Origin of the sequence: Agrobacterium sp. (genome assembly GCF_032092815.1) — a bacterium.
Taxonomy (GTDB): domain Bacteria; phylum Pseudomonadota; class Alphaproteobacteria; order Rhizobiales; family Rhizobiaceae; genus Agrobacterium.
Genome location: NZ_DAMDBP010000003.1, coordinates 18,846 through 31,139, shown reverse-complemented (window position 1 = coordinate 31,139; position 12,294 = coordinate 18,846). Strand labels below are relative to the sequence as shown.

At 56.2% G+C, this 12,294-nt stretch carries 13 protein-coding genes and 1 tRNA gene; 7 read left to right on the top strand and 7 right to left on the bottom strand.

What is annotated here, in order from left to right; genetic code table 11:
• Positions 1–62 precede the first annotated feature (62 nt).
• The 5 genes from RT613_RS02050 to RT613_RS02030 all read left to right on the top strand — a co-directional run bounded on the left by RT613_RS02050 (position 63) and on the right by RT613_RS02030 (position 6,138).
• On the top strand, positions 63–1,307 hold the full coding sequence (locus RT613_RS02050; protein ID WP_313612578.1) for a PLP-dependent aminotransferase family protein: 1,245 nt from the start codon (positions 63–65) through the stop codon (positions 1,305–1,307).
• A gap of 204 nt (positions 1,308–1,511) precedes the next feature.
• Positions 1,512–2,345 (top strand): PhzF family phenazine biosynthesis protein, encoded by an 834-nt coding sequence (locus tag RT613_RS02045; RefSeq protein ID WP_313612577.1) that lies wholly within the window; start codon positions 1,512–1,514, stop codon positions 2,343–2,345.
• A 90-nt stretch (positions 2,346–2,435) separates the two neighbouring features.
• Positions 2,436–3,419 (top strand): ABC transporter substrate-binding protein, encoded by a 984-nt coding sequence (locus tag RT613_RS02040; protein WP_313612576.1) that lies wholly within the window; start codon positions 2,436–2,438, stop codon positions 3,417–3,419.
• Between the two features lie 8 nt (positions 3,420–3,427).
• Positions 3,428–5,122, top strand: coding sequence for an iron ABC transporter permease (locus RT613_RS02035; RefSeq protein ID WP_313612575.1), 1,695 nt, complete (start codon positions 3,428–3,430; stop codon positions 5,120–5,122).
• Positions 5,110–6,138: an ABC transporter ATP-binding protein gene (locus tag RT613_RS02030; protein ID WP_313612573.1), complete on the top strand. Its 1,029-nt coding sequence runs from the start codon at positions 5,110–5,112 to the stop codon at positions 6,136–6,138. Before RT613_RS02035 ends, RT613_RS02030 begins: the two co-directional genes overlap by 13 nt.
• A gap of 64 nt (positions 6,139–6,202) precedes the next feature.
• On the opposite strand, the gene RT613_RS02025 is transcribed toward RT613_RS02030, so the two are convergent.
• Complete coding sequence (locus tag RT613_RS02025; protein ID WP_313612571.1) at positions 6,203–6,871, bottom strand: GGDEF domain-containing protein; 669 nt, start codon at positions 6,869–6,871, stop codon at positions 6,203–6,205.
• A gap of 306 nt (positions 6,872–7,177) precedes the next feature.
• On the opposite strand from RT613_RS02025, the gene RT613_RS02020 reads away from it, so the two are divergent.
• On the top strand, positions 7,178–8,287 hold the full coding sequence (locus RT613_RS02020) for an endonuclease/exonuclease/phosphatase family protein (RefSeq protein WP_313612570.1): 1,110 nt from the start codon (positions 7,178–7,180) through the stop codon (positions 8,285–8,287).
• Positions 8,288–8,324: 37 nt separating this feature from the next.
• On the opposite strand, the gene RT613_RS02015 is transcribed toward RT613_RS02020, so the two are convergent.
• The 3 genes from RT613_RS02015 to RT613_RS02005 form a co-directional block, all read right to left on the bottom strand.
• On the bottom strand, positions 8,325–8,648 hold the full coding sequence (locus RT613_RS02015; protein WP_313612569.1) for a hypothetical protein: 324 nt from the start codon (positions 8,646–8,648) through the stop codon (positions 8,325–8,327).
• Between the two features lie 227 nt (positions 8,649–8,875).
• A tRNA-Thr gene (locus RT613_RS02010) sits at positions 8,876–8,951 on the bottom strand.
• A gap of 126 nt (positions 8,952–9,077) precedes the next feature.
• Positions 9,078–9,437 carry a nuclear transport factor 2 family protein gene (locus tag RT613_RS02005; RefSeq protein WP_313612567.1) on the bottom strand — a complete coding sequence of 120 codons (360 nt, stop codon included), beginning with the start codon at positions 9,435–9,437 and terminating at the stop codon, positions 9,078–9,080.
• A gap of 366 nt (positions 9,438–9,803) precedes the next feature.
• On the opposite strand from RT613_RS02005, the gene RT613_RS02000 reads away from it, so the two are divergent.
• Complete coding sequence (locus RT613_RS02000) at positions 9,804–10,361, top strand: J domain-containing protein (RefSeq protein ID WP_313612565.1); 558 nt, start codon at positions 9,804–9,806, stop codon at positions 10,359–10,361.
• Between the two features lie 68 nt (positions 10,362–10,429).
• On the opposite strand, the gene RT613_RS01995 is transcribed toward RT613_RS02000, so the two are convergent.
• From RT613_RS01995 to RT613_RS01985, 3 genes are all read right to left on the bottom strand, one after another.
• Positions 10,430–11,026: a DUF922 domain-containing protein gene (locus tag RT613_RS01995; protein WP_313612779.1), complete on the bottom strand. Its 597-nt coding sequence runs from the start codon at positions 11,024–11,026 to the stop codon at positions 10,430–10,432.
• Between the two features lie 83 nt (positions 11,027–11,109).
• Positions 11,110–11,544, bottom strand: a complete 435-nt coding sequence (locus tag RT613_RS01990) for an ACT domain-containing protein (protein ID WP_313612563.1) — start codon at positions 11,542–11,544, stop codon at positions 11,110–11,112.
• A 165-nt stretch (positions 11,545–11,709) separates the two neighbouring features.
• On the bottom strand, positions 11,710–12,189 hold the full coding sequence (locus RT613_RS01985) for a PRC-barrel domain-containing protein (RefSeq protein ID WP_313612561.1): 480 nt from the start codon (positions 12,187–12,189) through the stop codon (positions 11,710–11,712).
• Positions 12,190–12,294: the final 105 nt, after the last annotated feature.

Genomic DNA, 12,294 nt, shown 5'->3' with positions numbered 1-12,294 from the left:
TGACCTTTCGGTTTTTCTATAAAGATGCAAGCACAAAAAACGAAACAAGAGGAAACGTACCCATGCTTGATTGGGAACATATTTTCGCCACGCGCTCTTCGCGCATGAAAGCGTCGGAAATCCGCGAACTGCTGAAACTGCTTGAGCAGCCGGATATCATTTCGTTTGCAGGCGGTATTCCTGATCCTGCACTGTTTCCCGATCAGGAATTCAAACAGGCCTATTCCGATATTTTTTCCGGTGCGCAGGTAAATTCTGCCCTCCAATATTCCGTCAGCGAAGGCTACAAGCCGCTGCGCGAATGGATCGTTGCCGACATGGCGAAGATCGGCATCGACTGCTCGGTGGACAACGTATTTATCACCTCCGGTTCGCAGCAGGCGCTCGACTATCTCGGCAAGCTGTTCCTGTCTCCGAAGGATACCGCTCTGGTGACATGGCCGACCTATCTCGGCGCTCTTTCGGCCTTCAACGCCTATGAGCCGACCTATGACCAGCTGAACCCGGGCGGCAACCGCACACCGGAAACCTACCGCGAAAACGCCACCAAGGCTGGCGGTTCGGTCAAGTTCGCTTATCTCTCGGCCGACTTCTCCAACCCGACCGGTGAAACCGTCAGTCTTGCCGACCGCAAGAAGCTGCTGGAACTGGCCGACGAGCTGGATATCGCCGTTCTGGAAGATGCGGCCTATCAGAACCTGCGGTTTGATGGCGACGCAATTGCACCGATCCTGGCGCTAGACATCGAGCGTAGCGGCGGCATTGAAAACACCCGCACCATCTACAGCGGCAGCTTCTCCAAGACGCTGGCACCAGGCCTGCGCGTTGGTTTCGTGGTTGCTTCCATGCCTGTTATCCGCAAGCTGGTTCTGATGAAGCAGGCCGCTGATCTGCATTCCTCGACCATCAACCAGATGGCGATCGAACATGTTGCGTCGCGCGGTTTCGACAAGCAGGTCGCCAAGATCAAGGCAACCTATAGCGCCCGCCGTGACGCCATGTTGGCAGCTCTTGAAAAATACATGCCAAAGACGGCCCGCTGGACAAAGCCCGAAGGCGGCATGTTCATCTGGGTGACGCTGCCGGAAGGCATCGATGGCGCAGAACTGCTGGCCAAATCGCTGTCGACCGAACGGGTTGCCTTCGTGCCGGGCAAGGCATTTTTTGCCGATGGTTCGGGCAGCAACACGCTGCGTATCAGTTTCTCCTGCGCCAACGAGCAGATGATCGACGAAGGCATCAAGCGCCTTGGTCGTCTGGTTTCCGGTGCGGAAGCGACACCCAACGCGACAATGCCGATTATCTGATATTGTTCTGGCGGCAGCATGTTTGTGCTGCCGCCAACGCCTCTCAACCGGCTCCGTCGTGCGCCGTGTTGAATACTGCGCGCGATAAGCGTTCGTTGTTGCGAACTGGCCGCACCTTTTTCTATCGATGTAATTTGTGATGTGTTGTGATTCTCGGTGTAGACCCGGAGTGACACCCCTTGTTTTCCAGATGGCGGTTTTCCGATGACCCAGAAACATGCGTTTCAGCAAGTTGATGTCTTTTCTTCGCAGTCGTTCAAAGGCAATCCGCTGGCGGTGGTGTGTGATGCCGATGATGTGTCTGATGCGCAGATGGAGGCTTTCGCCAACTGGACCAACCTCAGCGAAACGACATTTCTGCTGAAGCCAACCGTTGAGGGTGCTGATTACCGGGTGCGGATTTTTACTCCGGTTGGCGAGTTGCCCTTTGCCGGTCATCCAACGCTTGGCTCATGCCATGTCTGGCTTTCCCGCCATGGCAAGCCGGGGCAGCAGGAGGTGGTGCAGCAATGTGGGGCAGGGCTGGTTCGCGTTCGTGTGAGTGATGGAACGCTGGCCTTTGCCGCGCCACCTTTGCGAAAATCAGGCTCTGTCGATACCGAGACACTAACCACTGTGGCGGCGGCCCTTGGCGTGGCATCGAGCGGCATTGTCGACGCGAACTGGACCGATAATGGTCCCGGCTGGTTGTCATTGCTGTTGAAAGCCAGAGCGGATGTTTTGAATATTCGGCCGGATTATGCTGCACTTGGACGTTTTCAGGTTGGTGTCGTGGCACCATGTACGCCGGAGGACGGTGTTGACACCGATTTCGAGCTGCGGGCTTTTGGCGATAATTGCGAAGACCCGGTGACTGGCAGCCTCAATGCCGGTGTTGCCCAGTGGTTGATGGGCAAGGGCATGGCACCGGAACGCTATGTGGCAAGCCAGGGCACGGCAATGGGTCGGGCAGGGCGTGTGCATGTGGAAAAGCTTGGTGATGATATCTGGATTGGCGGCGAAGTGACGACCTTCATTGAAGGCAACGTCATCATCTGAGTGGATATTGACAGTCCTCAAAAATGGGCTGTCACATACATGTTATAGATATGTGTTTTAGCGGGGCCACCTCACAACAGGAATGGACCCATGAAAACCCTTCTTTCCGCTTTCACCGCTCTGGTTTCCTTCGGCGTGCTGATGGGCAGCGCCAATGCCGCTGATCTGGTGCTCTACACCAGCCAGCCAAATGAAGATGCGCAGGCTACCGTCGATGGCTTCAAGGCTGCCAATCCTGGCCTCGACGTTGAATGGGTTCGTGACGGAACGCCAAAGATCATGGCCAAGCTGATGGCGGAAATCGAAGCCGGCAATCCGGTTGCCGACGTGCTGCTGATTGCCGATACGGTGACGCTGGAGCGCATGAAGCAGGCTGGCCAGTTGCTGGCCTACAAGTCGCCGGAAGCAGCAAACCTCGATGCATCGCTGTATGACGCTGACGGTTATTACTACTCCACCAAGCTGATCACCACCGGCATCATGTACAACACAGCCGCTGCCATGAAACCAACCAGCTGGAAGGATCTGCAAAAGCCGGAAGCCATGGGCATGGTGACCATGCCAAGCCCATTGACTTCGGGTGCGGCACTCATTCACGCGCAGACGCTGGCTGGCGTCGATAGCCTTGGCTGGGACTATTACAAGGCGCTCAAGGAAAATGGTGCAGTTGCCGCTGGCGGTAACGGTGGCGTGCTGAAGTCTGTTGCTTCGGGCGAAAAGGCGTACGGCGTTGTTGTCGATTACATGCCGATCCGTGAAAAGGCCAAGGGTGCACCGGTTGAGTTCGTGTTCCCGGAAGAAGGCGTTTCTGCCGTGACCGAGCCGGTTGGCATTCTGTCCACCACCAAACATGCTGACGCTGCCAAGAAGTTCGTTGATTACGTTCTGTCCAAGGACGGGCAGGAAGGCTTCCTGAAACTTGGTTACATTCCGGCTCGCAACGACGTTGACCTGCCAGAAGGTTTCCCGGCCCGTGACAAGATCAAGGTTCTGCCGATCAATGCGCCGGAAGCTCTCAAGAGTTCCGAGAAAGACCTCAAGACCTTCTCTGACATCTTCGGTTCGAACGGCTAATTCACATTATGTCCGTTTTGAATGCATCAGGAAACAGCCAGCCGCGCTGGCTGTTTCCCTTTGTGGTGTTGGTGGTTTTTGTCCTCAGCGCCTTGCCGCTGGGGCGTCTCGCCTATACCGGAATAGTCTCGTCACTGAATGGTGACTTGTGGCCGTTGTTGACTGATCCCGCCTTGTGGAAGGCGGTTTGGAACAGTCTGGTCACCTCATTTCTCGGCATGGTCATATCAGTGGTGATCGGAGGCGGTTTTGCGCTGGCGCTGACGCTGTGCAATGTGCGCGGCAAGGCGGCGATGAGCTTCCTGTTCATGTTGCCCATGATGATCCCGCCACAGGTCACGGCGCTGTCTTGGATTGGCATGACCGGCCCATCGAGCACGCTGCTGAAGGCCATTGGCCTCGCGCCGGCTTTGGGGTCGCCACAGCCACTTTATTCGATTGGCGGCATTGCCTTGCTGCTTGGTGTGCAGCATGCCCCGCTTGTGTACCTGTCCTTGCGCGCCGGTCTGCTGGCGCTGCCGCAGGATGGTATCGAGGCGGCCCGCCTTTCCGGTGCCACCTCATGGCGGGTGCTGAAAGATGTTATCCTTCCCTTGTCGACACCAGGCTTGATTGCCGGTGCGGCGATTGCCTTTGTCTCCGGTGTCGGCAATTTTGGCATTCCGGCGATCCTTGGCATTCCGGCCTCGATCTTTACGCTGCCAACACTGATCTACAGCCGCTTTGCCAGCTTCGGCACCAGCACATTTGGCGACATCGCCATGTTGTCTGGTATGATTGCGATCATTTCCGTGGCCGGTCTTGCCGTGCAAGAGCGAGCCATGAAAGGCCGCGATTACCGCATCATCGGCCTTTCCGGCAAGGTCGCGACATTCCGACTGCTTGGATGGCGTTTCTCGCTGGAATTTGTGCTGTGGCTTTCGATCTTCTTCATGCTGGTGGCGCCGCTTGCCGCCCTCGTGGCCAGTTCGCTCGCACCGGCTTACGGCGTGCCGCTCAGCCTCAAGACCGCAACCTTGCATGCCTATGAGGAAATCCTTTTCCGGCAGGCCTCGACCCGCACGGCCTTCCTGAATTCGATGTTCCTGGCGAGTGTTACGGCTGCGGGTCTCCTCGTGGTGACATTGCTGACAGCTTACTTTCTGGTTCGCGCAAAAAGTCGGTTTCTGTTCATCCTGTCGGCGCTGGTGGACATTCCCTATGCCTTGCCGGGCATCGTCATTGCTGTGGCCTTCATCCTGCTTCTGGCCGCGCCGCTGCCCTTTGTCGGGGTGACGCTTTACGGCACGATCTGGATTATTCTGCTCGCCTATTTCTCATCCTTCTTTGCTGTCAGCCTCAAGCCGATGGTGGGTGCCTTCTCGCAATTCGATCCGGCTCTTGAAGAGGCGGCACGGCTGGCTGGCGCAGGGTTTTGGCGGCGGTTGAAGGATATCATCTTGCCGCTGGTTGCACCGGCAGCGGGTGCCTCGATTATTCTTGTCTTTCTGATTGCCTGCAACGAGTTGACGGTATCGGCGCTGCTATGGTCAGCCGGCACCCAGACACTTGGGGTGGTTATCTACAATCTTGATGATAGCGGCAGTTTTGATCTGGCCTCTGCACTGTCCGTTCTGGTGGTGGCCATGGTGATCATTCTCATGCTGCTCTTGGAACTGCTTGGGCGCAAGTTGCCGAAGGGAGTTGTACCGTGGCAAAACTGATCCTCAACCGCCTGTCCAAGGATTTTGGCACGGGCAAACCCGCGGTAGACGACGTCTCGCTCACCATTCGTGACGGTGGATTTCTGGCGCTGCTGGGACCTTCCGGCTGCGGCAAGACAACGGTGCTGCGCATGATTGCCGGTTTTGAGCAGCCAAGCGATGGTTCCATTCTTCTGGGTGAACGTGTGCTGGCCGATGCTGGCAGCATGGTGCCGCCGGAACGCCGCAACATGGCGATGGTGTTTCAGTCCTACGCGCTGTGGCCACATATGACGGTGGCAGACAATGCCGGTTATCCCCTGAAGGTGCGCGGCATTTCAGGTGAGCGGTATCGCAGCAAGGTGGCTGCCGCCCTGGCAGCGGTGCGACTGGAAAACTATGCCAACCGTCGCCCCTCGGAACTGTCCGGTGGTCAGCGCCAGCGTGTAGCGCTGGCACGGTGCCTGGTAACCGAACCTGACGTGGTGCTGCTGGATGAGCCGCTGGCCAATCTTGACCGGCATTTGCGCCAGGAGATGGAAGAGACCTTCCGCGAGTTTCACGTCAGCTCCGGCGCAACCATGATCTATGTGACCCATGACCAGTCCGAAGCGATGGCACTGGCAACCGACGTTGCCGTGATGTCGCAGGGCAAGCTGTTGCAGATGGCACCGCCTGCCGAGCTTTATGCCCGTCCGGAAGGTCGTCTCGTTGGCTCACTGGTGGGGCAGGGCGCGATCGTCTCTCTGGCGCTGCCAGACCATGATTCCAGAGAGCTGGACTGGACGGTGCTTGCGCCCGCATTTGCCAAGCCGAAAAGCGTGTCTCCAAATGGTGACATTCTGGTTCGACCGCAGGATGTGGTGCAGGATGCAGACGGTATTCGTTGCCGCGTCACCTCGTCTCTCTATGAAGGCGAACGTTATGCACTGCGCCTGAAACTGCCTGATGGCCAGAGCCTGCGAGCCTATAGCCGAGACGCGGCAAATGTCGGGGATTTCATTCCCGTGTCCATCCGCGCCGCATGGCGACTTTGACTGCGTGCATTTGAGAACAGGACAAACCTGGCACAACGACGGGAGCGCGTATTGTGTCAGGCTTTCAAATGACGGCGAGATTGCGACCCTGACGTTTGGCGCTGTACATGTTGCCATCGGCAATCTGCAGCATGTGCGAGGGATCAAAGCCCGTATCGCAATAGGCCACACCTAGGCTGGCGCTGAGGCCCACCTTGTCGCCATCTGTTGTCGTGACCGTCAGGTCTGATATGGCGAGGCGAATTTTTTCAGCGCCTTCGGCGAGATCCTGTCGTGTGGCAGACGGCAGGAAAATCGCAAACTCCTCACCGCCAATACGCCCTGCTATGTCACCATCTCTGGTGATGCGTGAGATGAGCTGGCCGACCCGGCGTAGCGCTGCATCGCCGGTGGCATGACCATAGGTGTCATTGAGGGTCTTGAAATGGTCGAGATCGAAAAACACCAGGCCGCCGCTCTGGTTTTCAAGGCTTGCCTTGTCCAACTCGTCCATGAAGGTGGCGCGGTTGAGAATGCCGGTCAGGGCATCAAGCCGTGATGACATGCGCAACTGTTCATAGGCAAAGGCAAGTTTGTCGCGGGCATCGGTCGCTTCGGCACGGGCGAGGCGCAATCTGGCATTGTTCCAGTAATGCAGGGCCGACATGGGAATTGCGCTTGCAAGCGGGCAGACGATCGTCATGATCAATCCCGCGCCCGCAAGCTTGCCTCCCATCATGGGAACGAATGTCATGGATATCAGCAGGGTCACGCCTAATGCGAATATTCCCGTGGCCAGAGCCTTAAAAGCGATAATCCGAAAATCAATCATTGATCTTATTGGTCCATTCGATGTGCGAATAACCACGCGGCGATTTTAAATTGTCTGAACGGAAACGATAAAATTCGAACTTCCCGTATTTATTTGGCGCATTATCCACGCTGGTGTGAATGGTCGTGATTATGGGTGGGATTCCGCACCTGCCAAAGCGTGACCTGCACTTGCCCGCCAAACGACAAAGGCACTAAGCTGGTGATGTTGCATACACGGGAATGATTCATGTCGCTCAGGCTTGCTACCTTCAATATCGAGAACCTGCTTACGCGTTTCGACTTTACCGGATTTCGCAATCAGACCCGCCGCGACCGGGCCATGCAGCTTTTCGACATCAGGGATGAGGCGACCTATCAGGCTCTGGAAAGCGCGCGTATGGTGTCTTCCACCGACGATACCCGCCAGCTTTCGGCTTTGGCCATTGCTGATGCGGATGCCGATATTCTATGCCTGCAGGAGGTGGATAACATGGCCGCCTTGCAGGCCTTCGAATATGGCTATCTGTTTCGCATGGTCGGCAACGGTTATCGCCAGAAGTATCTGGTGGAAGGCAATGACAGCCGCGGTATCGACGTTGCTGTCATCATGCGGGAGGAAACCCGTCACGGTCAGCCCATCGAACTGGTCGATATCAAAAGCCATGCCGCGCTGACCTATCGTGACCTGCATCTGTTCAATGCGGATATTGCCGTGACCAACCAGCCGGATGACAAGATCTTCAAGCGTGATTGCCTGGAACTGGATCTGCGAATCGGTGGCAAGCCGTTCACACTCTATGTCGTGCACCTGAAATCGATGAGCAATGCTCGCGAGTCAACCGATGCGCGGCTTGGCACCATGGCCATTCGCCAGGCCGAGGCGAAAGCGGTGCGCCACATTATTGAACGCCGTTTCGGCGCAAGCAAAGCAAGGGACATGAATTTTGCCATTTGCGGCGACATGAATGACTATCAGGAAAAGGTGCTGATTGGTGGTGACCGTCGCAACGGCTACACATTCACGCCAGTCACGGAAGAGGAGAGCGCACTCAATGTGTTCAGCGATGATGGTTTTGCCGTCAATCCGATGCTGCGACGGGATGTGATGGACCGCTGGACCCTGTATCATTCTCGCGGCCCGCAGGAACAGCATCTGTGCCAGCTCGATTACATCTGGCTGTCACCACGCCTTGCCAGCTTCAATGCACACCAGGTTCCGGACATTATCCGCAATGGCCAGCCCTTCCGCACCATATTTCCGCCGGGGCAGGAGGTCGAGCGATATCCTCGCACCGGTTGGGACCGGCCAAAGGCGTCGGATCATTGCCCCGTGGTGATGAGCCTGGATCTGGCGTAAGGCGTGTCACGCCAGACGAGGGGACTGTCAAACCGGCTTATTTGCGCACCAGTGTTGCAGACGCTGTGCCATTGCCCTTGTAATTGGCCTGCGCCGAGTTCTTGCCGTTCATGATCATGGTGATGTTGTATCCGGAGCCAAAGCTGAGCTTGTTGCCGGAGATGGTCGTGCTGCCGGTACGTTGCGCGTTGCCCTGAAAATAATAACCGACAACCTTGTTGTTCTTGATGCGCACGGTGCCGGAGGATTTGCCGCCCCATTTGCCAGACCAGGTGCCGTCCCAGCTGTTTTCGGCAGCAGAAACCGGCAGGGCAACAAGGGCGGAGAGAAGGGCGGTCACAAGAATACGGCGAGATATCATCGAATGCCTCACGGTGTGGAGTGGTTGATCAAACCAGCCGCTTGTTCTTGGCCGCTGGCGCCACTGGCGTAACACCGGACACTGCCGACGGCGTCACCCAAATGAGGGAGCAGAATGCGTGGTTATAGCCGCATAAAAGCTCAGCCGTTCACGCGATCAAAGATGCGCCAAACGACGAAAACGCGCTTGAGGCGCGTTGCAATCTATTGAATTGTAAAAGGAAAAACTGGTGCCCCCGACAAGGTTCGAACTCGTGACCCCCTGATTACAAATCAGGTGCTCTACCAACTGAGCTACAAGGGCAATCCAGTGCGTGTGGAATTACCAGATTCTTTTTCTGTGTAAAGCGAAAATTGAAAATAAGCATGCTCAGAGCGCATTTTTTTGTGCGCAGACACGTCGGATGAGTTTTGAAGCCGTAAATCCGAGCTAATCGTGCAGGTAATAAAGCTTGTGAACAATCAGCCAGTTACCCTCGATGAGCAACAATGAGAGGTAGTTGGTGAAATTGGCACCTGCAAAACTGTCCCGTACCTTTACGGATGCTGCTTCGCCTGACGTGTCGATTCCCAGAATTTCGTAATCCAGCTCATGGTCAGAGGAAGGCGCGGGGAGTTCTGCTGATTGGATCTGGTCGATGAAGTCACTGAGCGACAACCACTCGATGCCGCCTTGATAGTTGCCGACGATCGCAGCGCGTGGATCGAAAAGCTCTCGCAGCTTTTCTTCATCCGCAAAAGTCATCGCATGTACGTATTCAACGATAGTTTCAGAAATGGAACCGGGCATCGTTCTGGCCTCGCTATTGCGTGTTCTTCCATTTATGTGTCTTGGCCAATCCCTATGACCTGTTGTGCACCATACACCCGAAACGGCGGTTTCGCCATAACCCGCTGATTCCAAGGCTTTTCGCGAACGGCGTGCCTATCGCTGTGCGCTTTCCACAGTTTTGTCGGCATTGTTGGCAATATGGACATGGCGCTGACAAAATTGCGGTTAAAGCGTGTTTTCCGTTTTGAATTGCCATGCCCTACGGTGTGATTATCGCCACAGGCATGGCAGGATTGTCGTGAAAACTGAGATCAAGGACTGCCGTCAGGCGTGAAAATTGCGTATGATCCGCTTCAAGCGGGTGGATCTTCGCCCTTGGTGTGAATGCGTAAAACAGGTGCTGTGTTGATCGATCCCTATGTCTTGCTTGGTGTGGCGCGTGATGCGGATGAGGCGGCGGTCAAGGCTGCCTATCGCAAGCTTGTCAAAAACGCGCACCCGGATAGCGGTGGCGATGCGGAGCAATTCTCCAACCTGCAAAAGGCCTATGACCTCCTGAAAGACCCGGTACGTCGCAAGGTGTTTGACGATACCGGTTATGATCCACAGCTGGCAGATCCGAAGGATCTCAAGGGTTTGCTGATGCTGGAAACGCTGGTCAATGAATTCATTCTGGATGAGCGCGAACCCGGCAGTTTCGATCCGGTGGCGGCGATGCGTCGCAAGCTGACCGATGACATTCTCAAGAGCCGTTTCCATATTCTGGAGCTGGAGCGTCACCGGACTCGCGTGCGCAAACATATGGACCGGTTGGGTAAAAAGCCGGAGACCGATGTGCTGGGCTCGATGCTGCGCGCCCGCAGCCAGTCCATTGCCGAGGCCATTCGCAATGCCGAAGCGCAGATCGAGGCCATCGAACAGGCCTATACGATATCGAGATGATGGAACGCGCCGTCGTATTGAAGGCAGAGGCGGCGGAATAGTCCGCCTATCGATTCCTCACGTTCTGCTTACGGGCCGTTGACCAGTGCCAGAATAAGTTGATGTACCCGGCCACCGGGGGACATTTCCTCGCGGTCGAAATCACTGCTGCGCCTGCGCTGTTCGTTGGAAAGCTCCCCCAGGCGTTTTTGCAGGACCTCGCGGACCCTCTGGCATTTCGGGTCGTTTTCGGCGCGCAGACCGACGCTGTAAGCTTCGATCTGTTTGACCATGTCGAGAATATGCTCGCCATGCACTCGCTCATGGGTCTCAACGCCCCGGATAAAGATCTGCCAGCTCTCAGCCAATGCCCCTGAGAGCTTTGAGGCGGGTTTTGGCCAGCTGTAGATGATGGTGAGGTTTGGCCTGGCGGAGGCCAGCACACAGGCGCCATCGGGCAGCGGGCGATAATCCCGGCGCCACGTCAGCTTGAAGGTGGTGTAGGCAATCGCCTGACCTGCGCCAGCCTCCGGGCCGCGTGCGCCGATTGACTGGTAGAGTTCCATGCCGGTGGAGCCGCGCACGGTATAGGGTTTGATCTGCTCAGCTGGACGCCAGTTATTGGCGTCAGCGGCAGCCGGCAAGACCAGCAAGGCAAGGAGGGCAGGGATGGCGGCTTTTTTCATGTCGCGGGTCTTGATCACTAGGGGTTCCATATCAACAACCCGCTCAGCGACCACGGGTTTTATCGTAAAAATTGATCTCTGGCCTATCGTAGGGCCGATGTTTGCAAGGCGCGCAGAATATCCATGGCCTCATTGGCCCTGTCGTGCGGCACGAACACATGGTCATGATGTAGAGCGGCCACCATGTTGCAGGCAATGCCTTTATCCGCCAAAGCGCTCGATACGGCTGCGGTCAAACCGACACCTTCAAGTGACGAATAGACCTCAAGGGTAATGCGCGACATGGGTGGCTGGGTCATTGGCAAGCAGAGCGATGTTGCCCTTTCAAGCGGCAGAATCAGGCTGATGCCTTCGGCTTCGCGGAATGTGGCAAGGGCGTCGACGATAATCTGTTGATCTGCGCCGGATAGCGGCAGGGAGCAGAAAATATAGGTCTCTGTATCCAGTGTCGGGGTCATACCCGCAATCATTCCGGCGCGATCCTGAACGACCTGGACTGTCGAAATATCCGGCGGCAAATGTTTGATCTCCAGCACATCAAGATGATCGGACGATGGCTTGTCTGGCGTTGATTTTCAAGGAACATCTGTGCAGCGTCAGATAGGGATGAGCATGAGGCACAAAAAAGCCCCTGCCGTTTGGCAGAGGCTTTCACTGGAATATGCGAATGATCAGGGGAGAGATCAGTCGTCCAGCTTGTCGTAATCAAGCTTCGGAGCGGCTTCGAGCGCTTCCTTTGTGGTGTCGACATAGGCCTTCCATGTGCCATTGTCGTTGTGAACAGCCACGGATGCCGGGTCAAGAACGACATAGCTCTTGTCGATGCCGAGGAAACCGCCGACGCTGGCAACCAGGCCGATGACGGATTTGCCATCGCCGATCACGACATCTTCGATTTCACCGATGTCATCACCAGCGGCATTGTAGATATCCAGGCCTTCAAGCTGGGAAGCGGTCAGGTCTGTCTTCTGCACGTTGACGAACTTCAGGGGGCCGTTTGGCTGCATGCCCATGGTGATGCCAGGGCCAGCCATAGTTGCGTCAGCACCGGCGGCTGGAGGGGCTTCTGTTGCAGGCGCAGCAGGTGTTGCTGCTGTCTGTGCGAAGGCAACAGAAGAGGCCAGGGCTGCAACGGCAGCCAGTGCGAAAACCTTGTTTTTCATGATGTTTCTTCCCTTTCAGTATCGAACGCTATGTTCGGAGAGGAAACGGACGGCGGTGATTTTGGTTCCGGCACAAAATGCAGAATAAATCATCGGTCCGATCTG

Excerpts from the sequence above, each read along its gene's own strand:
- RT613_RS01985 (WP_313612561.1), bottom strand. The coding sequence starts at position 12,189 with ATGAAAAACAAGGTTTTCGCACTGGCTGCCGTTGCAGCCCTGGCCTCT.
- RT613_RS02025 (WP_313612571.1), bottom strand. The coding sequence starts at position 6,871 with ATGACATTCGTTCCCATGATGGGAGGCAAGCTTGCGGGCGCGGGATTG.
- RT613_RS02020 (WP_313612570.1), top strand. The coding sequence starts at position 7,178 with ATGTCGCTCAGGCTTGCTACCTTCAATATCGAGAACCTGCTTACGCGT.
- RT613_RS02005 (WP_313612567.1), bottom strand. The coding sequence starts at position 9,437 with ATGCCCGGTTCCATTTCTGAAACTATCGTTGAATACGTACATGCGATG.
- RT613_RS02000 (WP_313612565.1), top strand. The coding sequence starts at position 9,804 with ATGCGTAAAACAGGTGCTGTGTTGATCGATCCCTATGTCTTGCTTGGT.
- RT613_RS01995 (WP_313612779.1), bottom strand. The coding sequence starts at position 11,026 with ATGAAAAAAGCCGCCATCCCTGCCCTCCTTGCCTTGCTGGTCTTGCCG.
- RT613_RS02050 (WP_313612578.1), top strand. The coding sequence starts at position 63 with ATGCTTGATTGGGAACATATTTTCGCCACGCGCTCTTCGCGCATGAAA.
- RT613_RS02040 (WP_313612576.1), top strand. The coding sequence starts at position 2,436 with ATGAAAACCCTTCTTTCCGCTTTCACCGCTCTGGTTTCCTTCGGCGTG.
- RT613_RS02015 (WP_313612569.1), bottom strand. The coding sequence starts at position 8,648 with ATGATATCTCGCCGTATTCTTGTGACCGCCCTTCTCTCCGCCCTTGTT.
- RT613_RS02045 (WP_313612577.1), top strand. The coding sequence starts at position 1,512 with ATGACCCAGAAACATGCGTTTCAGCAAGTTGATGTCTTTTCTTCGCAG.
- RT613_RS02035 (WP_313612575.1), top strand. The coding sequence starts at position 3,428 with ATGTCCGTTTTGAATGCATCAGGAAACAGCCAGCCGCGCTGGCTGTTT.